Raw genomic sequence first — 23,620 nt, forward strand, 5'->3', positions numbered from 1 at the left:
GCGGTTTTTGTTCATATATTGGGATTTCCTCTTGTGTTGGGATATATCGAGATGAACCTGTCGAATCTTTTTTTGTAGGAGGGCCGCCTGGGAAGAAGCTTGGAAATGGTTGAGAAGAGGGTAGTTTGAAGGAGGCTATAGTGGAACTAGTATACTTAATTGAATAAAATATCCTCAGAATGAGGATATAGTGGGAAAAAGTAGAGTTATTTTAAGCAATTCCTCCCGAAAAGCGGCGCATCGACAGAATTAGTTATCCTTTTTCCAACTAGCACTTACGGGGAAGCAGATTGGGAAGAATTAAGTTTACTTTCTCCTCTTGCACTTCCCACCGGGTCCAAGCAAGAAGGAGTAGGGACTTGGGCGGGGGGCAGAGGTTCATCGTTGCTGCAAAATACAGCTTCAAGCTGTAACTGTATTTGGTTGCAATAATATGATTTGAAATTTTACGGGCTTTCTAGTTGGCTGTACCATTTACAGATAGCGTTTAAGTTCCATGGGGTGCATGCAGGGCAATAAGTCGAGTAATAAGTCAGGTAATAAATCCGCAAGGTGGGCATAATAGATGCCATGAAGCCCGTCTGGCAAACAGGATATCATTGAATTGTATCTTCCATAACCCTTGCCGGCAGGCGGCTTTAGTCTCACCAAACCTCAGGAGGAATGGCTTTGCACAAGCTTATTCATAAACGTATTTTTTGGGGCTCGCTTATCCTGTGCTTACTGGTGGCGGTGCTGATTGTCCGGCTGGCTTGGGTACAGCTGCTTCTGAAGGACCGCAAAGTGCCGGGAGCGGAGTACTCCATGGCCCAGATGGCCGCGATCCAGAGTGAGCGGGAGGTAGTGCTCGACAGCGGCCGGGGGCGGATGTACGACCGCAGCGGCCAGCCGCTGGCCGGCGAAACGGTGTGGACGGCGGCTTTTTTTCCCCAGGACGAAGCGGAAGCGGAAGCAGCGGAGAGTGCTGCCGGCAAAGAGAAGCTGCAGCAGCTTGCCACGGTGCTGGGAGTAACCTACGAGCAGCTTCAGGCTGGACGCAGCGGGCTGAAAGAGCCGCTGCTCTGGCCTTCAGGCAGCGGCAAAAATCCGCTGGAGCTGACGCCGGGGCAGGCTGAAGCGGTTGAAGCGCTGGCTGTCGGCGGTGTGCGGGCGCTGCCTTTTGCCCGCCGGTATACGGGGGAAGCGACAGGCCGCCAGTGGCTGGGCTACCTGTCGGAAGCTAAGGCGGCGGAGGCGAAGGAATCGCCGACCGGTCTGAGAATTCCTTTGACGGGAACCGATGGTCTGGAGAAGACGCTGGAGCCGCTTATGCAGGGAGTAGGCCATACCGAAGCTTATGCCCGGGTGGATGCGCGCGGCAACCGTCTTCCTGACAGTCCCATTAAGGTGAGAGCGCCGGGGAATCCTTATTATCCGCTGTCTTTGTATACGACTATAGACAAGAAGCTTCAGGAGAATATTGAGAAGCTGGCTGTGAAATCTGGAGTCAAAGAAGGTGCTGTAGTAGTGCTGGATACCTCCACCAGTGATATTGAAGCTATGGTTTCATTGCCGTTCTATAATCCCGCGCTGATTTCGCCAGAAGGAGGCGAGTGGAATAACCGGGCGCTTCAGGCTGCGGTTCCCGGCTCTATTTTCAAGATTGTAACCGCCGCTGCGGCACTGGAAGCCGGTGTGACTTCGCCCGGGGAAAAGTTTTACTGCTCCGGGCATTACGGAAAATATGGCCTGTCCTGCCTGAAAGGAAAAGGACACGGCTCCCTTACCATGGCGCAAGGGTTCGCCGTGTCCTGCAATACCGTATTTGCCTCGCTGGCTGAGCGGCTGAGCGGAGCCCAGCTCCAGTCCGCCGCACTGGCGCTGGGGCTGGGCCGGGATATCAGCTGGCAAGCGGAAAATACGTTTGGCCTGCCGCTGCTCCGTCCGCTGTCCGGGGAACAGCCGGGGACAATCTTTACCACTCTGCTGCCCGATGACGGCGGAGCGAGGGTACAGACAGCAATTGGCCAGCGCGATGTCCGGGTCACACCGCTTCAGGCAGCCAACCTGCTGGTTACGCTGCTGCATGGTGGAGAAGTCCATGCGCCGCGTATACTTCAGCGGGTAGCATTCGCCAACGGACAGACGCTGAAAGAGCTTCCTGCCCATTTAGCCCCGTCCCCCCAAGGCAGAATCTCGCCGTCGACAGCCCATGAGCTGCTCTCCCTGCTGCGGAAGGTTGTGACCGGGGGAACCGGCAAAAGCCTGCAGGGCACGAAATGGCCTCTTGCAGGCAAGTCAGGTACAGCCCAGACATGGGTGAAGGGCATGCCCCGCAATAACCAATGGTTCGTCGGCTACGGACCGGCCGAGCACCCCAGATTTGCGGTGTCCGTCCTGGTGGAGAATGTGGCCCCAGGGAGCCCGCATGTGGCCACCAGGCTGTTTGGTCAGGTATTTGATCTGCTGGCGGAATCCTCCGGCGCATGAGTGCCATCCGGATCACCGGAAACCGCCTCACCTCCCGGAGTGGAAGGCTCGCCGGATGCTGCGAATGGCGATACAATAAACTCTTCCTTCGGCAGGAAGATCCAGCGCTGGAGATACCCCTGCTGAAGCAGTTCCTTGAGCAGAATGAGCAGGATCGGCGAGAGAATCAAGCCGGCGAAGCCAAAGATGGAGCTGGACAGAATCACGAACGACAGCATCAGGAAAGCGGAGGATACGCCGATGGAATTACCGGTGATCTTCGGCTCCAGCAGCTGCCGCACAATCAGCACCACCGCAAGCAGCACAATTAGGCCAATGGCCAGCGAAGTATTGCCGATGATGAACAGATATACAATCCAGGGGATCAGTATCGTCGACACCCCGAGCAGCGGAAGCACATCAAATACGGCGCAGACTATGGCCATAGTGATTTCATTGCCGCTTCTAAGGATAAAGAGCCCAACCAGGACAATGGCGAAGGTAATACTGATCAGAATCAGCTGTGCTTTGAGATAGGACCCGATGGCCTTGAAGACATTCCCCTGTAAAAAAGCATAAGCTGTCTTGAATGTTTTGGGCATCTTGTCATGAGCAATTTTGCGCCAGTCCTTAATCTCCATGCTGAGAAAAAAGGCCAGAATAATCGCAATGCCAAAATTAGCCATAAATGAAGAGAAGGAGCCAAGCACTCCGATCATATATTTAAGGGAGATTACCAGCCAGCCCGAAAGCACATTGGTTGCTTCCTTAAAATAGCCGTTGATTTTGTTGGTAAGATCCGGCGGGAGTGCATCAATCTTGTGCTGCAAATAAGTGGTCGTCTCAGCAAATTGCTGCTGTACGATATATGTATATCTGGGCAGATCGTCCTGGAATTGTAGTGCCTGCATCGTAATGAGCAGCCCGGCGCCGAACAACACACCCAGCAGCACAATCAGGAACAGGATGACCGAAATCGCGGAAGCAAACGGTTTGGCCATTCCCCGGCGGTTCAGAAAACGGGCCAGCGGCTCAATCATCAGAAATACAAAAAATGATAAGAACACAGGCGCGGCGAGCCGGTACACCGTACTGAAAGCGAACATCACAAGATACACGGTCAGCACGACTAAACCGATGTCGAATATGGTGCGCCAATATTTTTTGTACAGCGGCAACATGAATATGAACGACTCCTTTTTAGATAAAGTAACAAATTCAGCTTTAATTCATTGTACACGATTTTAACAAAAAAGCGTCTATTTCTTTGATACCTGTGTTAAAATAGGGGGTAACGTTTTTTCGTGGGAATCTGCCTACTTAAAAACCGCGAGGCATACTTTACTCTACTTGGCCGTATCACTGAATCTGCTTGCAGACCTAACGCGAGCCAAAGTCAACTCTGGAAAAGCGGGGAATTTATATGCAGACTTTGCTGCTCTGGTTATTTTATATTTCAACATTTTATGCCTTTATCCCTGGGATGATCAGCCGCTTATTTGGATATCGTGTCTTCCGCAAAGGGATGGGCCGCGGTGATTTTGCGCTTACTTTTGACGACGGTCCGGACTCGCTCTATACACCGCTGCTGCTTGATTTGCTGAAACGCTACGGTGCCAAGGCTACTTTTTTTGTTGTCGGCTCCCATGCCGAGCAGAACCCAGAAATTATCAAGCGTATGCATGATGAAGGGCATTTGATCGGAATCCATAATTATGTTCACAAGACGAACTGGCTGATGCGTCCGGCTACCGTCAAACGCCAGATACAGCGCACGGATGATATTATTTTCAGTATTACCGGTGAACGGAGCACGTATTACCGCCCGCCCTGGGGGATCGTTAATCTGTTCGACTTTTCGAAGCGCCGCCAGGTGCAGATCGTGCTGTGGTCGGCAATGTTCGGCGACTGGAAGGAAAAGCTCGGCGCAGAACGGCTGACAGAAAAGCTGCTTACCAAGCTGAATCCGGGCGAAGTGATGCTGCTGCATGACTGCGGCACCACACTCGGAGCGGACCCCAAAGCGCCTGAGCATATGCTGGTCGCCCTGGAGCGGATGCTGCAGGAGGCAGAACGGCGCGGACTGCGCAGCATCCGGGTCGATGAGATGATCAAGATGGGGCAGAGCTCTCCGATCCAAAAGCTTTCTTTTAGCAAAAGGCTGCTTGTCGGCTTATGGTTGGCTTGGGAGAAGGTTTTCCAGCTAATATTCCAGATTAAGACCCTCTCACCGGCAGATCCGTTCCTGCATTACCGTATACGCAAATATAAGGGAAAACCTGTACAGATGGAAGGCGGCGAACTGCTGGCCAAAGGCGACAAGGTGATTGAACTGCATATTGACAACAGGCAGCTCTTCGAGCTTGGCATTCATTCACGTTCCTCGGCACAGCTGGCGATCCGCATGATCCGCCGGATGGAGAAGGATATGCCGGTGCTGGCGCAGCGGATTGCCGGGGATATAGACCTGGCCGAAGCGAAAGCGCTGTACGGTGTCAGTATGATCAACCGCGGACCGGAGAAATTCGGGTTCATGGTGCTGGATCTGCCGAAAGGGTGGTTTGCCCGGTCGGCCAAGTTTTACCTGAGTATACTGCTGAGTGTCATCCACCCGGCAGGAGGGGCAAGGCTAAAGGAACGGAGCGAGGTGCTGATTCCCAAAATGATGCTGATGCCCGTCTCCCAACTGCTTGACCAGATGAACCAGCAGCGTCCGCAGAAACAGGTGAAGCCCCGTGAGCAGCGTCGGGAAGAAGATTTGTCCCTGGAGGCTGAGCTGCCGGCAGCTACGGTTGTGCACTAATGATCACTGTTAAATGAAATGAAACAGCAAACAGCAATTATAAGATAAGCTTCTGTGACCTCAGGTTACAGGAGTTTTTTTGATTTTAAGGAAACTATGGTTTCCTGCTCTTGTGAAAAAACGCATGGGAGCTGCGGGGAAGTGAAGTGAAATTCACCTGGAAAGAGGGGAATCAGGCGGAGGAGATATCTATTTTCTAACTAGCGCTTGCGAAGAGCCGGGTCCCTGTGAACAATCCGGTGAACAAGTGCTGTATAGATTGAATTTGAAAATATAAAAAACAGGGAAAAGTGGCGGAACTAGAAGTATGGATACTTACGGAGCGGTAGGGAGCGCCTGAAGGCTTTCTTGCAGGAAAGCTCGCTATCTTCAGCATAACCAGTCTGCGGATTTTAACCGCGAACAGCAATATACCATCAAGAAATCTGCAGTTGGGCAGAGGTTGGAAGTCCAAGCATCCTCTATAGTTACGACCCATCCCGGAATCGAAAATCACAAGTTCAATTTATATAGCAGTTGGAAAAAGGAAACTTATTTCTCCCCAAAGTCAACAATTGTGAGGTTTAAGTGGAAAAAAGAAACTTAATTGGACAATATTACTCCTTCATGGGTGAAATGAGCTGAATTAGTGTACCTTTTTCCACTTACGTTGCAGCGTACATGGTGCTTAGACAAATTAGTTATCCTTTTTCCACTTATCCAGCTAACGATGCCCCGAGAAGATACGTATGCTTCTTACACTATCTTCTTGACGCACCCGCCGCAGCGTCAGAGCTCCGCAACAACGGCAGAAATGCCGTTGTTTGCCCCGCCGCAGCGTCAGAGCTCCGCAACAACGGCAAAAACGCCGTTGTTTGACCCGCCGCAGGCAACAACGGCAAAAACGCCGTTGTTTGCCCCGCCGCAGTGGCAGAGCCCCGCAACAACGGCAAAAACGCCGTTGTTTGACCCGCCGCAGCGTCAGAGCTCCGCAACAACGGCAGAAATGCCGTTGTTTGCCCCGCCGCAGCGTCAGAGCTCCGCAACAACGGCAGAAATGCCGTTGTTTGCCCCGCCGCAGCGTCAGAGCTCCGCAACAACGGCAGAAATGCCGTTGTTTGCCCCGCCGCAGCGTCAGAGCTCCGCAACAACGGCAGAAATGCCGTTGTTTGCCCCACCGCAGCGTCAGAGCTCCGCAACAACGGCAGAAATGCCGTTGTTTGCCCCGCCGCAGCGTCAGAGCTCCGCAACAACGGCAGAAATGCCGTTGTTTGCCCCGCCGCAGCGTCAGAGCTCCGCAACAACGGCAGAAATGCCGTTGTTTGCCCCGCCGCAGCGTCAGAGCTCCGCAACAACGGCAGAAATGCCGTTGTTTGCCCCGCCGCAGCGTCAGAGCTCCGCAACAACGGCAGAAATGCCGTTGTTTGCCCCGCCGCAGCGTCAGAGCTCCGCAACAACGGCAGAAATGCCGTTGTTTGCCCCGCCGCAGCGTCAAAGCCCCGCAACAACGGCAGAAATGCCGTTGTTTGCCCCGCCGCAGCGTCAGAGCTCCGCAACAACGGCAGAAATGCCGTTGTTTGCCCCGCCGCAGTGGCAGAGCCCCGCAACAACGGCAGAAACGCCGTTGTTTGCCCCGCCGCAGCGTCAGAGCTCCGCAACAACGGCAGAAATGCCGTTGTTTGCCCCGCCGCAGCGTCAGAGCTCCGCAACAACGGCAGAAATGCCGTTGTTTGCCCCGCCGCAGCGTCAGAGCTCCGCAACAACGGCAGAAATGCCGTTGTTTGCCCCGCCGCAGCGTCAAAGCCCCGCAACAACGGCAGAAATGCCGTTGTTTGCCCCGCCGCAGCGTCAGAGCTCCGCAACAACGGCAGAAATGCCGTTGTTTGCCCCGCCGCAGCGTCAGAGCTCCGCAACAACGGCAGAAATGCCGTTGTTTGCCCCGCCGCAGCGTCAGAGCTCCGCAACAACGGCAGAAATGCCGTTGTTTGCCCCGCCGCAGCGTCAAAGCCCCGCAACAACGGCAGAAATGCCGTTGTTTGCCCCGCGCAGCAGAAAAGCTCCGCAACAACGGCAGAAATGCCGTTGTTGCGGAGCTTACGTGAACCAACATCTGTTGATTCTCCTGGCAAGTGTCTTAGCCAGGAAACCTTCGAAGCACATTCACTTACCGTTCCCAGTGCTTCCCGCACGGTAACTTTAGCGGTGCTGTGCAAATTGCCCAGCACCCATTAGATCTTCAGCACGCCGCCCTTGCTGGCATTGGTTACCAGCTTGGAGTAGCGGGCCAAGTAGCCTGTCTTCACCTTCGGCTCGAAGCCTTTCCAGCCGCTGCGGCGGACAGCCAGCACTTCCTCGTCAACCAGCAGCTCGATCTTGCGGTTGTTGAGGTCCAGCTCGATGATGTCGCCGTCCTCGACAAAGGCGATCGGTCCGCCTTCCGCAGCCTCAGGCGAGATATGCCCGATGCTGATGCCGCGCGATGCGCCCGAGAAGCGGCCATCGGTGATTAGACCCACCTTGGCGCCAAGACCCATGCCGACGATCTGGGAGGTTGGAGCAAGCATTTCCGGCATGCCCGGTCCGCCCTTCGGACCTTCATAACGGATAACAACCACATGGCCTTCTTTGACTTTGCCGTTGGCAATGCCTTCAAGCGCCTCTTCCTGCGAATCGAAGCAGATGGCCGGTCCTTTGTGGTAGCCGCCTACGGAAGCATCCACCGCACCGACTTTGATGATCGAGCCTTCAGGTGCAAGGTTGCCGTAGAGGACAGACAGACCGCCCACTTCGGAATACGGGTTGTCCAGCGGATGAATAACCGTCGTATCCAGGATTTCATGCCCGGTAACATTTTCGGCCAGCGTTTTGCCGGTAACGGTCATGCAATCCCCGAAGATGGCCCCCGGTTTTTTCAAAAGCTCATTCAGTACAGCACTCACGCCGCCCGCCCGGTCAACGTCTTCAATGAAGATGTCGGAGGCCGGAGCCAGCTTGGACAGGTAAGGCACGCGGTTAGCAACTTCGTTGATGCGTTCCAGAGGGTAATCAATTTCAGCTTCCTGAGCGAGTGCCAGGGTGTGAAGTACGGTATTGGTGGAGCCGCCCATCGCCATATCCAGTGCGAACGCGTTGTCGAGCGATTCCTTGGTTACGATATCACGCGGCTTCAGATCCAGCTTGATCAGCTCCATGAGCTGGGTTGCCGATTTGCGGACGAATTCCCTGCGTTCTTCGGCTACGGCGAGAATGGTGCCGTTGCCCGGCAGCGCGAGGCCCAGTGCCTCGGCCAGACAGTTCATGGAGTTCGCGGTGAACATCCCGGAGCAGGAGCCGCAGGTTGGACAGCCGTATTGTTCCAGTTCAAGCAGCTCATCATCATTGATTTTGCCGACCTGGTGAGCGCCTACGCCTTCGAATACGGAAGTCAGGGAGAGCTTTTTCCCCTTGCTGTCCACACCCGCTTTCATAGGGCCGCCGCTGACAAAAATCGTCGGGATATTGACCCGCAGGGCGCCCATCATCATGCCCGGCGTGATTTTATCACAGTTGGGAATGCAGACCATGCCGTCGAACCAGTGGGCGGAAACAACGGTTTCCAGGGAATCGGCAATGATCTCGCGGCTTGGCAGGGAATAACGCATCCCGATATGTCCCATGGCGATCCCGTCATCGACGCCGATGGTATTGAATTCAAAAGGAACGCCGCCGGCTTCGCGGATCGCTTCCTTGACGATTTTGCCGAATTCCTGCAAATGCACGTGGCCAGGCACGATGTCGATATAGGAGTTGCAGACCGCGATGAACGGCTTGCCGAAATCCTCCTCTTTTACGCCTGCTGCCCGCAGAAGACTGCGGTGCGGAGCGCGGTCAAAGCCTTTTTTGATCATGTCTGAACGCATTTTCTTGACTGCCATGATGACATTCCCCTCCTAATTAAATATGAACCGGATATAGTGTCGCATTAACGCATTGCAATCCCAAAAGCTGCGTATCTGCGGTTTATAGAAAGAACGGGGTCCAGCTTCTTGCAGAAAACAGAAGGCGGTCGAAGCCGTTTCTATAAAATATAAGCGGATATAATACGAACGTTAATAGTGAGTCTATCACAAAAGACCTCTTTTTTCTACCGGGCAATGTGAAGTTTGTCATTAGAAGATTCCCTTGCCGGACGCGGAAAAAGCCCATCCCGGAGGGGATAGGCTGATTTGGAATTATGTTACAGGGAACGCCGCAGGGCCGCGCGCTGCAGGGAAATCATCCAGTCCACAGAAGGCTCGACCAGGGGATGCAGCAATCGTTTGACTGCGGGCTGGGCCAGCAGCACTGTAAAGGATACAGCGCAGAGCAGCACAAGCGCCGCCCCGGCAGCATTGCCCAGATAAGCGTAAATCCCGGACACGGCAGCCAAGCGAACCGCAAATCCGTGCAGCAGGAAGACATACAGTGTGCGGCGGCCCCAGTCGGTCATCCGGCTCAGCCGGTAAGGGACCCACCCCAGAAAAGCGAGGGAAGCGGCAAGCTGCAGCCCGTACATTCCCAGCCGGTACACACCTGCATACCATTCAGGCGCGTCAAGCTGCATGTAGGTCATGCTGCCGTACAGCCAGCCCAGCGGAAGCTCCGAACCGAACGTGCTCAGCAGGAGGAGCAGCAGGACCGATGCGGCAGCGGCAGCGGTTTTGACATATTTATTGTAGATCCGGGCAAAAGCCTCGAAGGAGAAATGATAGCCGACCACGAAAAACGGCAGATAGACAAAAGTACGGCTGATGCTGAACCAGACACCGTCAAGCTGCAAATAACCGACAGCAACACCGGCCGAAACGGCAAAAATAATTTGTGCGGTTGTGCTCCATCTGCCCATGCCCAGCATCAAGAGGCGCCAGCAGGCATGACTGGCCAGGAACCACAGCAGCAGATAAGGCGCGAAAAAGGAATGATGGATATTGTCTGCATGGAAGACGGATACGTCCAGCGCAGAGTACAGAGTCTGAAAAATAAGGTATTGGAGTCCGATTTGCAGCAGCACCTTGCGTCCGGCGGCTCCGGTGAGGCTTTTTCCGGCAAAATAGCCTGTAACCAGCACGAACAGCGGCATATGAAAACTGAAAATCCACAAATACAGGCTGTGCATTCCGCTCAGGGAGCGAATCAGAGGTTCAATGGCATTGCCGGCAAAAACGGTGACTATAAGCATAAAGCGCAGGTTAAGAAAAAAAGTTTCTCCGCGTGCTGTAAGTGAGCTGTTACCTACCATGACTTTTACCTCCAATAGGGTTGCGCTAAGCAAATTACTTTAATTTTAAAATACTAGATTTTCGGAAAAACAATTGTGAATTACATCACAAAAGCCAGTTTGGTAAGCGCTGTCATAGCGGATAATTGTGGCGATGTGTTGAAGGTTGTTTGAATGCATTGATTCCTCTATAATTTTCTGTATGCAGTCATCGGGAGTGAGCACTATTGGGGAAAAAATTAACGAAACGCCGTGTTCTTCTGGGGATTTTTGCCGTTCTGATTGCGGCAGGTTTTTTTCTATGGAGATATTTAACACCTTATGCGCCGGAGGAAAGGGCTGAGAGTGCACTGGTCTCCGCAGGTGGCGTCCGGGTGGAACAAAATGATAACTGGATTTCATTTGAGCCTTCGGTCACTCTTGGAGCGGCCGTAATCTTTTACCCGGGGGCGCTGGTTGCAGCGGAGGCTTATGCTCCTCTGGCCAAAAAAATCGCCGCTGCCGGACACCCGTTCTATATCGCCAAAATGCCGCTGAACCTCGCAGTCATCAAAAGCGATGCGGCCGGAGAGATTATCCGTGTGCATCCGAAGCTGTCTTTTGTGCTGGGCGGCCATTCGCTGGGCGGGGTTATGGCTTCACGTTATGCGGCGGAGCATGCGGACCAGTTGAAAGGGGTATATTATCTGGCCTCCTACCCGGATGAGAAGGGCAGTCTGAAGGATACTACGCTGTCTGTTCTGTCAATATTGGGTACAGAGGACCATGTGGTTGACCAGGAAAAATATAATGAAGGGCGTTCCTATCTGCCCGGCAACACGGTATATTATTCGGTCAAAGGCGGGAATCATGCCCAGTACGGAAGTTATGGCGAGCAGAAGGGCGACGGGAGAGCTGCGATTTCCGAGGAGGAGCAGCAGGCCCTCACCGCGCGGGCGATGCTGGATTGGATGGGCAATCTGCGTTAAGCTGCCCTGTACCTTAGGAGAGGAGCTGAACAATGGCTGTACTGTATGTAAATGATCTGGCCATACCCTGCAAGGGCATTTTGTTCGACAAGGACGGCACCTTGCTTGATCTGCTTGAGACCTGGGGAACCTGGGCTGATCTGATGCTGAGGGGGCTGGAGAACCAGTTGGCGTTAATCGGAAAAGACAGCTCTGGCTCCGGCCCGGGCCTTGCCAAGGTGCTGGGCACGGTGCATGACGGCGCCGGGCGGGTGATCGGCTATGATCCTGCCGGGCCGCTGTCCATGGCTACCGCGGAGGAGACCAATGGCATTCTGGCCTGGCAGCTGTATACAGCGGGAATTGCCTGGAACGAAGCGCTTGCCCGGGTAACGGCCATCGGCAAGGAAGCGATGAACGAGCTGCGCCGCCAACGGAAGGCACATCCCCTGCCGGAGCTGCTGCCGTTTCTCCAGCAGTGTGCCGCAGCTTCATTGAAGCTTGGCGTCGTTACTTCCGATGGGGCGGTGACCACCAGCGAGCAGCTGGAATGGATGGGGATTGCCGGTTATTTTGACACGGTGGTTACAAGAGACCGTGTCACCCACGGCAAGCCCGCACCAGAAATGGCGGAGACCGCCTGCCGGGAGCTGGGCCTTGACCCGGAGGAGACTGTGATTATCGGCGACAGTAATGCCGATATGCAGCTGGGCAAAGGTGCGGGCCTGCGCCTGTCCATTGGCATATCGCCATCCGGGAGCACGGCTCACCTGCTGGAGGCGGACACTGTCATTTCCGGCTATCATCAGCTTCGTCTCACAATCTGAATATTATATATGGAAAGGATGCGTGCAGGCTTATGGACCCATTGCAGACACTGGTTTCCTGGATTAAGGACAGCGGCAGCATTGTTTTTTTTGGAGGGGCGGGAACATCCACAGAAAGCGGAATCCCGGATTTCCGCTCAGCGGCAGGGCTGTATCAGACACAGCACAATTCTCCTTATCCGCCTGAGGTAATGCTGAGCCGCAGCTTTTTTATGTCCTCCCCGGACATTTTTTTTGACTTTTACCGCAGCAAAATGATTCACCCGGAAGCGAAGCCGAACGGGGCGCATCAGCTTCTTGCCCAGCTGGAGCGTGACGGCAAGCTCAAAGCGGTCATTACGCAAAACATCGACGGCCTGCATCAGCTCGCCGGGAGCCGGCGCGTGCTGGAACTGCATGGCTCGATTCACCGCAACCATTGTATGGATTGCTCGCGTTATTACGGGCTGGACCAGGTGCTTGCCTCCGAGGCCGGAGTTCCGCGCTGCCCGGAATGCGGGGGGATCATCAAGCCGGATGTGGTGCTCTATGAAGAGGAGCTGGATCATGATGTTCTTGTTGAATCGGTCGCGGCCATTGCAGCTGCGGATCTGCTCATTATCGGAGGGACTTCGCTTACGGTGCAGCCGGCAGCCAGCCTGATTACTTATTTCCGGGGCCGGCACACGGTGCTGCTGAACGGCGATCCGACTCCGTATGATCATCAGGCCGATCTGATTATTACAGACCGGATCGGAGCTGTGATGGGGAAGATCCAGGAACTGCTGTAAGGCGGCCGGCAGCCATGCCGGGAGAAGAAAGGAAGTATATTTTATCGACTGCCTGGTTCTCAGGAGATTACATTCACCTTCAGCGGTTTAAAATAGGGTAGCGTGTCTATTAGCGAAACGAGAGGCAGGGATGAAGAATGGTATATGTGGCTAGCGATGAACGGTATGAAGGAATGCGTTACAACCGCACGGGCAGATCCGGCCTCAAGCTTCCGGCAATTTCCCTGGGACTTTGGCATAATTTTGGCGGCATTAATACCTATGAAAATGGCCGGGAGATGATCACCCGCTCGTTCGACCTCGGGATTACCCATTTTGATCTTGCCAATAACTATGGGCCGCCTGCCGGGTCGGCGGAGGAAATGTTCGGCAAGGTGCTTGCCCGTGACCTGGCTCCCTACCGTGATGAGATGATTATTTCAACCAAGGCAGGGTATTATATGTGGCCCGGCCCCTATGGGGACTGGGGTTCACGTAAATACATGCTCGCGAGCCTCGACCAGAGCCTGAAGCGGCTGGGGCTGGATTATGTGGATATTTTTTATTCGCACCGGCCTGACCCGGAGACGCCGCTGGAAGAAACAATGGGTGCTCTGGATACAGCGGTCCGTTCCGGCAAGGCGCTGTATGTCGGGCTGTCCAATTATACGGCGGAGCAGACCGTGGAGGCTGTCCGTATTCTGACCAGCCTCGGCACGCCGCTGCTGATCCATCAGCCGCGGTATTCCATGCTGGACCGCTGGATCGAAGGCGGGCTGCAGGATGTGCTCGAGGAGCACGGCATCGGAAGCATCGCCTTCACCCCGCTGGCGCAGGGCCTGTTGACCAGCAAATATCTGAACGGGATTCCGGAGGATTCCCGCGCGGCGGGCCCGTCCGCTTTTCTGAACGAAAGCCGGATTACCCCCGATGTGCTGCGCAAAATTCACGCGCTCAATCAGCTTGCCGTCTCCCGCGGCCTGTCGCTGGCGCAGTTTGCGCTGCTCTGGACTCTGCGCGGCGGCCGGATTACCTCTGCGCTGATCGGTGCCAGCCGGGTCAGCCAAATTGAAGAGAATATCGCCGCATTATCCCACGGCGAGTTCTCGCAGGAGGAGCTCGACCGGATCGAGACGATCCTGAAGACGGACAGCGAGTAGTTCCGAATAAGCTGTCCGGTATAAACAGCCTCACACCTGAAAGCCCGCTTCCTGATGATCCGGAAACGGGCTTTTTGTACAGACGTCCGGCTAGAGTCCGGTCATATGAAGCATTGGCATTGGCATGAACTGTTCACATCGCTATGGCTTTATAGGAGAGAAGGAAGATGCGGAAGGCTAAGAATAGGTCCAGTGTTGGCCTGTTATCACAATTTCCTGTGCAAAAGCATTGTCCATAGGCCAGTTTATCTTAGAAGGTTGTTACTGAATAGGACAAAGGTACATGTAATCCAGGACTTTTAGTCTCTATGACGTATTTTAGTGGAAAAAGTATCACTAATCCGGCCTAACTGGCCCCTGGGGCACTTTTAGTGGGAAAAAGTATCACTAATCCGGTCATAAACGTCCGGATGGGATGAAACAGCTTGAATTAAGTGTACAAAATCCCACTAAAACCCGTTTCCGTCAGATTTCCGGCGAATTAGTTTTACTTTTTCCACTTAACACTCTGCCACCAGCTCCGTCCACCAGCCGCCAGCCCCACCAGCCCGTCCACCCGCCAGCCCCACCAGCCCCGGCCGTTTGCCGGCTCCCAGGGCGGAAGTTTACTTCTCCCCATGCCTTGCCGTAGCAATACGGTAAGCGGTGGGGGATTGCGCGCAGAAGCGTTTGAACTGCCGGGAGAAGTACAGGGCATCCGTCAGCCCGACGGATGCCGCTACCTGCTCGACGGACAGCTCCGGGCGCTCCCGCAGCAGCAGCCGGGATTTCTCGATACGCAGCTTCAGCAGGTAAGTCACGGGCGACAGGCCCGTTTCCTGCTTGAAGATGCGTGACAGATAAGCGCGGTTGTAGCCAAGGCTGGCGCACATCTGCTCAATGGAGACGGGATGGGCGTACTGTGCCGACATGTAGTGGATCATTTGCTTCACGGTGCGCTTAACCTGGGATTCCGCGCCGGGCAGCCGGGAAGAGGCGAGAAGCAGCTCGGCTGCTTCGCCGACGAGCAGATAGAGATAGCCCAGCGAGGTGAGATGGGCGCTCTCCTTGCCCGTATAGAAGGCACGCATCATCCCGGCCAGGGCGCCGGGGAAGACGCTGCCTTCGGCGGTGGACAGAACCGGCTTCTGCGGAGTGAAGCCGGTCTGCAGCACGAGCGCGTCCGCGTCCGTGCCGGTGAAGGCCGCCCAGCGGTAGCGCCAGGGCTGCCCCTGGTCCGAGACATAGCTGACCAGCTGTCCGGGATGAATCAGGAAGCAGTCACCCGGCCCAAGCTCGTACTTCCGCTCTTCGGTGCGGAAGGTTCCGGAGCCGGATTCAATGAAGTGCATGAGGTAGTAATCGTAGATCTTGGGACCGGCCTGATGCAGCGGCAGAGTCTGGCTCTCGCCGGCAAAAAGCACATGCAAATGCTGCCGGTCATAAACCACGGGATTTGATCCTACGGAATAAGTATGTTCCATGCTGATGCCGCCTTTCCCCAGTTAGTGCTGCTATAACCGTGCAGACAGGTGAATGTGCTGAAGGAACCTGCTCCTGATTATATCCCTTCTTTTCCGGAAAGTCACATTTGTCCATACATTACGCACATGATTGCATTATCAGGGCAAGTCTGATTTTATTATAATGTAAGCATAAACGAACAATATGATTTCCAAAGTTCAAGCGAGAAGCAGCGAAAGGATGGAGTGGCATTAATGAGCGTACAGGATCTGAAGGGCAAATTTATCGGGAAATACGGAGAAAGCACAGAAGAGGCACGTGTATTCTATGCTCCGGGGCGGGTGAATCTCATCGGAGAGCATTTGGATTACAACGGAGGATACGTGTTTCCGGCAGCGCTGGATTTCGGAACTACACTGATCGTGCGGCCGCGCAGCGACGGCAAGGTTCAGTTCGCATCGACGAATTTTCCATATGAAGCTTCTATTGACTACAGTGAAATCGGCAAAGCCAAAACCGGGGAATGGGTGGACTATCCGGTAGGGGTGATGGTGGAACTGGCCAAAAAAGATCTTCCGGTCTCTGCAGGCTTTGATCTTCTGTTCCATGGCGAGATTCCGAACGGCTCGGGCTTGTCCTCTTCGGCTTCCATCGAAGTGGTCACCGGCTTCGCCTTCCTGACGCTGCTCGGCGGAGATACGGATACTGTGGAAATCGCTTTGCTGTCGCAGCGTGCAGAGAACCAGTACGTGGGCGTAAACTCCGGGATAATGGACCAGTTCGCCGTGGCCAACGGCAAGCGCGACCAGGCCATCCTGCTGATGTGCGACACGCTGGAGTACAGCCTGATTCCTTTTGTGACAGGCTCTTACAAGCTGGTAATCAGCAACACGAATAAGAAGAGAGGTCTGGTGGACTCCAAATACAATGAGCGCCGCAGCCAATGCGAGGAGGCCCTGGCGGTTTTGAAGCAGGAGGTTCCGGGCTTGTCTTACCTGGCAGAGCTTACGCCTGAGCAATTTGAAGCCCACAAGGACAAAATCACTGACGAAGCTGTACAGCGCCGCGCCCGCCATGTAGTGGAAGAGAACCAGCGTGTGCTCGACTCTGTGGAAGTGCTGAAGCAGAACGACCTGAAGCAGTTCGGCCTGTATATGAATGATTCCCATATCTCGCTGCGCGACCTCTATGAAGTCAGCTGTGAAGAACTGGATGTCATGGTGGAAGAAGCACAGAAAATTCCCGGCACGCTCGGCTCCCGTATGACCGGCGCAGGGTTCGGCGGCTGTACTGTATCGCTGGTGCATGAGAATGACGTGGAACGCTTTATTCGTGAAGTAGGGGAAGCCTACAGAACCAGAACCGGTTTAATCGGCGAGTTCTATGTATGCGGGATTGGCAATGGAGTAGAAGAACTGAAGGGAGTGGAGTAAGATGGCGATTCTAGTAACAGGTGGAGCAGGGTATATCGGTTCCCATACCGTAGCGGAGCTGCTGGAGCGGGGCGAAGAGGTGGTGGTGATCGACAATCTGCTGACAGGACACCGCGAGGCGCTGCTGGGCGGCAGGCTGTATGAGGGGGATCTGCGTGACAAGGTAACGCTCAATAAGCTTTTTTCAGAAAATAAAATCGACGCTGTCATCCACTTTGCCGCAAGCTCACTGGTTGGCGAGAGCATGAAGGACCCGGTCAAATACTACGACAACAACGTCTATGGCACTCAATGCCTATTGGAAGCCATGCAGCAGGCCGGTGTGGACAAAATTGTCTTCTCCTCCACAGCCGCAACCTACGGCGAACCGGAGAAGGTGCCGATTGAGGAAACCGACCGCACAGAGCCGGCCAATGTGTACGGTGAAACCAAGCTGACCATGGAACGGATGATGGCCTGGTTCGACAAGGTGCTGGGCATCAAATATGTGGCGCTGCGCTACTTCAACGCCGCAGGTGCTCATAGAAGCGGCAAAATCGGAGAAGACCACCGACCGGAGAGCCATCTGATTCCGCTGGTGCTGCAGACCGCGCTGAAGCAGCGCGAGAGCATTGCGGTTTTCGGTGACGATTACCCGACAGAAGACGGCACCTGTGTGCGCGACTATATCCATGTCAGCGATTTGGCGGATGCCCATGTGCGGGCAGTAAACTACCTGCGCAGCGGCAGTGCCAGCAACATTTTCAACCTGGGCAACGGGCTGGGCTTCTCCGTCAAGCAGGTCATAGAAACGGCGAAGAAGGTAACCGGTCTGGATATTCCGGTAGTGATTCAGGAACGCCGTGCGGGAGATCCGGCTGTTCTGGTCGCTTCCTCGGATAAAGCCCGGTCTGTCCTTGGCTGGAATCCGCAGCACGCCGATGTCGAAGGCATTATCCAAAGCGCCTGGAATTGGCATTCGGCCAATCCGCAGGGCTATGGGGAATAGATATCCGGGACGGAGCGAATATCTACACCATTAGGGTAAGCACAGCAGATGAAGGAGTAATGAAATGGACAACGAAAAGAATGCCGCTCCCGCCGCACAGAAGGCGCTGCATGCGATCGAACAGCTGGTGCTGTTTGCCAGCCACTGGGAGCTGATTCAGCCTGCAGATATCGATTACAGCCGCAATGAGCTGCTGGACCAGTTCGGCTTCAGCGAGCCGTATGCTGCAGAATTCACAGAGACTCCGCTTGAGAGCCCGCAGGCTCCGCTGGATGTTCTGATTGACTACGGCTTTGCAACCGGTCTGATTCCCGAGAATACAGATACGTACCGCGACCTGCTGGATGCCAGAATCATGGGCCTTCTCATGGCCCGGCCTTCCGAGGTCAATGCCGAGTTCTACAGGCTTTCCGCGGAGAAGGGCATTGAGGCGGCAACCGACCGCTTTTATAAGCTGAGCATTGATTCCAATTATATCCGTATGGATCGTATCTCCAAAAATGTGTTCTGGCTGCAGGATTCTCCGTACGGCGATATTGAGATGACGATCAATCTGTCCAAGCCGGAGAAAAATCCGAAGGAAATCGCCATGGCCCGGCTGCTTCCGCCGCCCGTGTATCCGAAATGCCTGCTCTGCCGCGAGAATGTAGGTTATGCCGGAAGGCTCAATCACCCGCCGCGGCAGAATCTGCGTGTCATTCCGTTGAAGCTGAACAATGAGAATTGGTTTCTCCAGTATTCTCCTTACGTCTACTACAATGAGCACTGCATTGTGTTCCACCACGATCATGTGCCGATGAAGCTGACGAAGGATTCGCTGAAGCGCCTGTTGAGCTTTGTGGAGACTTTTCCGCATTACTTCATTGGCTCCAATGCCGATCTGCCAATCGTTGGCGGCTCGATTCTGACCCATGACCATTTCCAGGGCGGGCGCCACACCTTCCCGATCCAGAAAGCGCCGAAGGAAGTGACCTTCACCCACGATGCTTACCCGGGCGTCAGCCTCAGCATCGTGAAGTGGCCAATGTCGGTGCTGCGTCTGAGTGGTGCAGACCCGGCAGTGCTGCTGGAATGCGGCAATGAAATCTATGAAGCCTGGAAAGTCTACAGTGATCCTGAAGCCGAAGTCCTGGCCGCAAGTGAGGTGGACGGGGAGCAGACGCGGCATAATACCGTAACTCCTATCGTACGCCGGTCGGAAGACGGAGGATTCGAAATGGATCTGGTGCTGCGTAACAACCGGACCAGCGGGGAGCATCCCGAAGGGATTTTCCACCCGCACCGGGAGATGCACCATATCAAGAAAGAAAATATCGGCCTGATTGAAGTGATGGGCTTGGCCATTCTGCCGGGACGCCTGAAGGATGAGCTGGATGCCATCGCCGGTATTCTCGCCGGAGACACGGCACTGCTGGAAGCCGTACAGTCCCAGGCAGATCACGCGCTGGCCCAGCATGCTTCCTGGATTCAGGAGCTGGCAGGACGCTTTGGCACAGCTATGGAGCGTGAAGAAGCAGTCAGGGCCGTACAGAATGAGGCCGGCATCAAGTTCACCCATATTCTGGAGCATGCCGGTGTCTACAAGCGGACACCGGAAGGCCAGGCGGCTTTCCGCCGTTTTGCCCACAGCCTGGGCTTCCGCTGAGCTGACATCCGGATGGCTTCCGGTGGACTGATTACTGCGCAGTTAACGGTGGAAATCCGCGGCTACCGCTAAAGTCCGTACACCTTTTGCAATCGTATAGTGTTACCTTATGAAATGTCCCCGGCCATTACGGTGCGGGGACATTCTTTTGCGTTTCTTTTTGCTCAGCTGCTGTTTAGATGAGCTGATTTGAATGCTGCGGGCGAGAGGTCTATAATAAATTATTGCATCACATTCCAGAAATAATGGAGGGTTCTTCCTTATGCGCAAGTTTGAATTTTATAATCCTACCAAGTTGATTTTTGGACAAGGTACCCTAAGCGCGCTTCAGACTGAAGTGCCGAAATACGGCACAAATGTACTGCTTATGTACGGCGGCGGCAGCATCAAGCGCAGCGGTCTGTATGATAATGTAATTAAAGAGCTGAAGGCCATCGGTGCTGTGGTTACAGAATTGTCCGGCGTAGAACCGAATCCGCGCCTGTCCACCGTACATAGAGGGGTAGCCCTGTGCCGTGAGAATGGCATTGAACTGATTCTCGCCGTAGGCGGCGGGAGTGTGCTGGACTGCGCCAAGGCGGTTGCGGTTGGTGCGAAATATGACGGAGACATGTGGGACTTCGTAGAGCGCAAGGCAGCTCCGCAGGGAGCTTTGCCGCTGGGGACAGTGCTGACTATGGCGGCTACAGGTTCTGAAATGAACAACGGCTCCGTAATTACCAATGAAGTCACCAAAGAAAAAATGGGCTGGGGCAGTGTTCATGCCTTCCCGGTCTTTTCGATCCTTGATCCGGAGAATACTTTCTCGCTTCCGCGTGACCAGACCGTGTACGGAATGGTAGATATTATGTCCCACGTGCTGGAGCATTATTTCCATACCGACGGCAATACTCCGGTCCAGGACGGGTTCTGTGAGACGCTGCTGCGCACGGTGATTGAAACAGCGCCGAAGCTGATTGAAGACCTGAACAACTACGAGCTGCGTGAAACGATCATGTACTGCGGTACAATGGCGCTCAACGGCATGGTCAGCATGGGCTTTGCCGGTGACTGGGCCACCCACAATATTGAGCATGCCGTATCGGCGGTTTACGATATTCCGCACGGCGGCGGGCTGGCAATTCTCTTCCCGCACTGGATGAAATACAACCTCAGCACGAATCCTGCCCGTTTCCGCCAGCTGGCTGTGAACGTATTCGGCATTGATGCTGCCGGCAGATCCGATGAAGAGGTTGGTCTTGAGGGCATTGAAGCGCTGCGCCGCTTCTGGGATTCCATCGGTGCGCCAAAATCGCTGGGCGACTATGATATCGACAGCAGTGAAATCGGCAGCATGGCTGACAAAGCTGTCCGCTTTGGACCATTCGGCAATTTCCGCAAGCTGCAGCGTGAAGACGTTGTGGAAATTTATACAATGGCATTGTAACAGCACCCGGCAGCCTGCTGCCGCTTCAGTGGATAAGAAGAATAAGCTGCCCCTTTTGGGGCGGCTTTTTTTATGGAGCAGCCTATGTGGGAAAAAGTACCACTATTTCGGCTCAACTGTCACCCGGGGCGTTTTTAGTGGGAAAAAGTACCACGATTCTGTCCATAAACGGCCGAATGGGATGAAACAGCTTGAATTAGGTATACCAAATCCAACTAAAGCCTGTTGCAGCCCGATTTTCAGCTCATTAGGTTTACTTTTTCCCACTTAGCTTTCGTTCCAGATTAACTTCTCCTGCAGCATTGCCCTTTGTCCCACACATTTTTGAGATAAATACCCAGGATTGTGAAACCAAGGACATGGTTTATACGTTTAAGCTATTATGACAGTCCGGAAGTAAAGACGGGAGGAGAACGACATGGAAACGCTGTATTTGGGCTGTTTGGCGCTTGGCGTCATTTTTGCCGTAGTCAGCGTGCTTTTGGGAGATCTGATCGGCAGTGCTTTGGACGGAATTTTTGATGTGGTTTCCTTTCATTTTATCAGCCCTGCAGTTCTGGCCGGAGGCATCACCGTATTCGGGGGAGCAGGCATTCTGCTGACCCGCTACAGCAGTCTGGACAATGGGCCGATTCTGGCATTGTCTCTCTTGACGGCAGCGTTTATGGGCGTTGTCATGTATCTGGGCGTAGTGAAACCTGTGAACAAGAGCGAAATGTCCAGCGGGTTTTCCATGAATGAACTGCCCGGCAAAATCGGGGAGATTACAGTCCCTGTTCCGGCACAAGGCTACGGCGAGATTATGGTGAAGTTCGGTGCAGGCAACAGTCTGCATACGGCGGCTAGCTTTGATCATCATCCTCTTCCTGCCGGAATTAAGGTTGTAGTGGTTGAGGTTGAAGATGGTGTTGCGCTTGTGTCTGAATTCGAACAGCGAAGAGGAGTGGATGCGTAATGTTTGGTTTGCCTGATTTTTTGTTTATTCCAGCTGTGGTAGTTGCTGTGCTCCTTGTGCTTGGGATTGCCTTCTGGGCGCGGTACAAGACGGTAGGCCCTGATGAAGGGATGATCGTTACCGGTTCATTCCTTGGCAGCAATCATATATCCGATGACGGCTCCGGCCGCAAAATCAAGATTGTCCGCGGTGGCGGGGCATTCATCCTGCCGGTCTTCCAGAAGGCGGAATTTATGTCGCTGCTCTCCCACAAGCTCGATGTGACAACACCGGAGGTGTACACAGAGCAAGGGGTGCCTGTGATTGCAGACGGGGTGGCAATTATCAAGGTGGGCAGCTCCACCGAGGATGTGGCTACTGCAGCCGAGCAGTTCATGGGCAAGCCGATTGAAGCGCTGAAGAGCGAAGCCCAGGAGGTACTGGAGGGTCATCTGCGGGCAATTCTCGGCTCGATGACCGTGGAGGAGGTCTACCGCAACCGTGACCGTTTTGCCCAGGAGGTTCAGGGGGTAGCCGCACGTGATCTTAAGAAAATGGGGCTGCAGATCGTCTCCTTCACGATAAAGGATGTGCGCGACAAGCATGGATATCTGGAAGCGCTAGGGAAGCCGCGGATTGCAGCGGTTAAGCGGGATGCTGAGATTGCCGAAGCGGAAGCGCTGCGGGATGCGCGGATTCAAAAGGCCAATGCCGAAGAGCAGGGGCAGAAGGCCGAACTGCTGCGCGACACGAACATTGCCGAAGCCTCCAAGGATAACCAGCTCAAGGTTGCTGCGTTTAAGCGAGATCAGGATACTGCGAAGGCGGAAGCCGACCAGGCATATCACATTCAGGAGGCGCGTGCCAAACAGACAGTAGTTGAAGAGCAGATGAAGGTCGAATTGGTCCGCAAGGAACGTGAAATTGACCTCCAGGCTAAGGAAATCCAGGTCCGCGAGAAACAGTATGATGCTGAAGTGAAGAAAAAAGCCGAAGCCGACCGCTATGCGGTGGAACAAGCAGCGGAAGCCGACAAGGCGAAGAGAATGCGCGAAGCGGATGCCCTGCAGTACAGTATCGAAACTCAGGCCCGGGCAACTTCAGAGCAGAAACGTCTGGAAGGCCAGGCGGTAGCGGATGCCGAGCTGGCCAAAGGTAAGGCGGAATCCGAGGTAATCCGGCTGCGCGGTCTTGCGGAAGCAGAGGCCAAAGAGAAGCTGGCGGAAGCGTTCCAGAAATTCGGCGAGGCTGCTGTACTCGATATTATCGTCAAAATGCTGCCTGAGCTGGCCGGACGCATCGCTGAGCCGCTCGCTTCGATTGATAAGCTTACGGTGGTGGATACCGGCAACGGAGAGGGTGCAGCGCGGGTCAGCAACTATGTGACCCAGCTGATGTCCACGGCTCCTGAAATGCTGAAGAGTGTCTCCGGGATTGATGTGGAGGCGTTGATCAAGGGGCTGACCAAAGGGAAAACGCACGCGCCGGCATCTCCCGTTACGGCTGTAACCCAGCCTGCAGCTTCTGCTCCTGCAGCACTGGCTGAGAAACGCGAAGAATAGTAAAAAAGCACCAAGATCCAGGGGATGACCGGCTTCCGCC

At 54.4% G+C, this 23,620-nt stretch carries 17 protein-coding genes; 13 read left to right on the forward strand and 4 right to left on the reverse strand.

Going from position 1 to position 23,620, the window contains the following annotated elements; genetic code table 11:
* The first annotated feature begins 669 nt into the window (after window positions 1-669).
* On the forward strand, window positions 670-2,469 hold the full coding sequence (locus PGRAT_RS09055) for a peptidoglycan D,D-transpeptidase FtsI family protein (protein WP_244884054.1): 1,800 nt from the start codon (window positions 670-672) through the stop codon (window positions 2,467-2,469).
* Here PGRAT_RS09055 and PGRAT_RS09060 read toward each other — a convergent pair.
* Window positions 2,430-3,629 (reverse strand): AI-2E family transporter, encoded by a 1,200-nt coding sequence (locus PGRAT_RS09060; protein WP_025704272.1) that lies wholly within the window; start codon window positions 3,627-3,629, stop codon window positions 2,430-2,432. The two genes, PGRAT_RS09055 and PGRAT_RS09060, sit on opposite strands and share 40 nt — an antisense overlap.
* A gap of 242 nt (window positions 3,630-3,871) precedes the next feature.
* Between PGRAT_RS09060 and PGRAT_RS09065 the strand changes: the two genes are divergently transcribed.
* Together PGRAT_RS09065 and PGRAT_RS33145 are read left to right on the forward strand one after the other, a co-directional pair.
* Window positions 3,872-5,251, forward strand: coding sequence for a polysaccharide deacetylase family protein (locus PGRAT_RS09065; protein ID WP_025704273.1), 1,380 nt, complete (start codon window positions 3,872-3,874; stop codon window positions 5,249-5,251).
* A gap of 709 nt (window positions 5,252-5,960) precedes the next feature.
* Window positions 5,961-7,424 carry a nucleoporin gene (locus tag PGRAT_RS33145; protein ID WP_156124058.1) on the forward strand — a complete coding sequence of 488 codons (1,464 nt, stop codon included), beginning with the start codon at window positions 5,961-5,963 and terminating at the stop codon, window positions 7,422-7,424.
* A 34-nt stretch (window positions 7,425-7,458) separates the two neighbouring features.
* Here PGRAT_RS33145 and ilvD read toward each other — a convergent pair whose 3' ends face one another.
* Together ilvD and PGRAT_RS09080 are read right to left on the reverse strand one after the other, a co-directional pair.
* Window positions 7,459-9,144: a dihydroxy-acid dehydratase gene (gene ilvD / locus PGRAT_RS09075; protein WP_042266436.1), complete on the reverse strand. Its 1,686-nt coding sequence runs from the start codon at window positions 9,142-9,144 to the stop codon at window positions 7,459-7,461.
* Window positions 9,145-9,446: 302 nt separating this feature from the next.
* A complete protein-coding gene (locus tag PGRAT_RS09080) occupies window positions 9,447-10,487 on the reverse strand; it encodes an acyltransferase family protein (RefSeq protein ID WP_025708531.1) in 1,041 nt (346 codons plus the stop codon).
* A 206-nt stretch (window positions 10,488-10,693) separates the two neighbouring features.
* On the opposite strand from PGRAT_RS09080, the gene PGRAT_RS09085 reads away from it, so the two are divergent.
* From PGRAT_RS09085 to mgrA, 4 genes are all read left to right on the forward strand, one after another.
* Window positions 10,694-11,434 (forward strand): alpha/beta hydrolase, encoded by a 741-nt coding sequence (locus PGRAT_RS09085; RefSeq protein ID WP_025708530.1) that lies wholly within the window; start codon window positions 10,694-10,696, stop codon window positions 11,432-11,434.
* A gap of 32 nt (window positions 11,435-11,466) precedes the next feature.
* Window positions 11,467-12,240, forward strand: coding sequence for an HAD family hydrolase (locus PGRAT_RS09090; RefSeq protein ID WP_025708529.1), 774 nt, complete (start codon window positions 11,467-11,469; stop codon window positions 12,238-12,240).
* 32 nt (window positions 12,241-12,272) lie between these two features.
* A complete protein-coding gene (locus PGRAT_RS09095; protein WP_020426879.1) occupies window positions 12,273-13,010 on the forward strand; it encodes an NAD-dependent protein deacylase in 738 nt (245 codons plus the stop codon).
* A gap of 137 nt (window positions 13,011-13,147) precedes the next feature.
* On the forward strand, window positions 13,148-14,149 hold the full coding sequence (gene mgrA, locus PGRAT_RS09100; protein WP_025708528.1) for an L-glyceraldehyde 3-phosphate reductase: 1,002 nt from the start codon (window positions 13,148-13,150) through the stop codon (window positions 14,147-14,149).
* A 605-nt stretch (window positions 14,150-14,754) separates the two neighbouring features.
* Here mgrA and PGRAT_RS09105 read toward each other — a convergent pair.
* A complete protein-coding gene (locus PGRAT_RS09105) occupies window positions 14,755-15,612 on the reverse strand; it encodes an AraC family transcriptional regulator (RefSeq protein WP_042266438.1) in 858 nt (285 codons plus the stop codon).
* 234 nt (window positions 15,613-15,846) lie between these two features.
* Between PGRAT_RS09105 and PGRAT_RS09110 the strand changes: the two genes are divergently transcribed.
* From PGRAT_RS09110 to PGRAT_RS09135, 6 genes are all read left to right on the forward strand, one after another.
* Window positions 15,847-17,025: a galactokinase gene (locus tag PGRAT_RS09110; protein WP_025704399.1), complete on the forward strand. Its 1,179-nt coding sequence runs from the start codon at window positions 15,847-15,849 to the stop codon at window positions 17,023-17,025.
* 1 nt (window position 17,026) lies between these two features.
* Complete coding sequence (gene galE, locus PGRAT_RS09115; protein WP_025704398.1) at window positions 17,027-18,013, forward strand: UDP-glucose 4-epimerase GalE; 987 nt, start codon at window positions 17,027-17,029, stop codon at window positions 18,011-18,013.
* Window positions 18,014-18,077: 64 nt separating this feature from the next.
* A complete protein-coding gene (locus tag PGRAT_RS09120) occupies window positions 18,078-19,658 on the forward strand; it encodes a UDP-glucose--hexose-1-phosphate uridylyltransferase (protein WP_025704397.1) in 1,581 nt (526 codons plus the stop codon).
* 262 nt (window positions 19,659-19,920) lie between these two features.
* Complete coding sequence (locus tag PGRAT_RS09125; RefSeq protein WP_025704396.1) at window positions 19,921-21,084, forward strand: iron-containing alcohol dehydrogenase; 1,164 nt, start codon at window positions 19,921-19,923, stop codon at window positions 21,082-21,084.
* A gap of 418 nt (window positions 21,085-21,502) precedes the next feature.
* Entirely contained in the window at window positions 21,503-22,039 is a 537-nt protein-coding gene (locus tag PGRAT_RS09130) for an NfeD family membrane protein (RefSeq protein ID WP_025704395.1), read from the forward strand.
* The gene (locus PGRAT_RS09135) at window positions 22,039-23,580 is read left to right on the forward strand and encodes a flotillin lipid rafts scaffold protein FloT (protein WP_081954742.1); all 1,542 of its coding nucleotides are present in this window, start codon (window positions 22,039-22,041) and stop codon (window positions 23,578-23,580) included. Before PGRAT_RS09130 ends, PGRAT_RS09135 begins: the two co-directional genes overlap by 1 nt.
* Window positions 23,581-23,620 lie beyond the last annotated feature (40 nt).

Source organism: Paenibacillus graminis (genome assembly GCF_000758705.1).
In the GTDB taxonomy this organism is placed as follows: domain Bacteria; phylum Bacillota; class Bacilli; order Paenibacillales; family Paenibacillaceae; genus Paenibacillus_AQ; species Paenibacillus_AQ graminis.